This is a genomic window from Mycobacterium kyogaense, from assembly GCF_003254575.1.
Taxonomy (GTDB): domain Bacteria; phylum Actinomycetota; class Actinomycetes; order Mycobacteriales; family Mycobacteriaceae; genus Mycobacterium; species Mycobacterium kyogaense.
This window is the reverse complement of sequence record NZ_QJUA01000111.1, coordinates 1-508: the sequence shown is the minus strand read 5'-3', so window position 1 is coordinate 508 and position 508 is coordinate 1. Positions and strand designations below refer to the sequence as shown.

2 pseudogenes are annotated in these 508 nt (G+C 66.5%); both read right to left on the bottom strand.

Annotated features, from left to right (window positions below):
• Window positions 1–380: pseudogene (istB, locus tag DMB80_RS27795) on the bottom strand (IS21-like element IS1474 family helper ATPase IstB); the annotation flags it as partial.
• Window positions 319–508, bottom strand: a pseudogene (locus DMB80_RS28765) (IS21 family transposase); the annotation flags it as partial. The pseudogenes DMB80_RS28765 and istB, both read right to left, overlap by 62 nt.

Here is a 508-nt window from a genome sequence, read left to right as displayed (position 1 = left end):
CGCAGTTGTTCCAGCAGGCGCGGGGTGCGCAGGTACAGGGTGCTATAGCCCTGGCGGCAGGCCTGGTTGCCCAGGGCGCAGGCCAGCCAGGTTTTGCCGGCACCGGTCGGGCCGGTCAGCAGCAGGTTGTGCTGCTGGCGGATCCAGTCGCCACTGGCCAGGGTGGCGATCAGACGCTCGTCCAGGGCGCGTCCGGAGCGGCGGTCGAGATCTTCCAGGCAGGCGTTGGCGTACTTGAGCTTGGCCTTCTTGCGCAGCCGTACCAGGCGCTGGTTGTCACGCCAGGCCAGTTCGCGGTCGAGCAGTAGGCCGAGGCGTTCATCGAAGCTCAGGCTGTGGCTGGCCGGCAGCGTCCATTGCTCTTCCAGGGCGCGGGCCATGCCGTCCAGGCGTAGCTGGTGCAGTTGATTCAGGGTGTGTTGCGGCATCATCGAACAGCTCCTGTTGCGGGGGTTGGTAGTAGTCGGCGCCACGGACGTTCTCGTGGTAGCCGGGTAAGGTCGTTTCG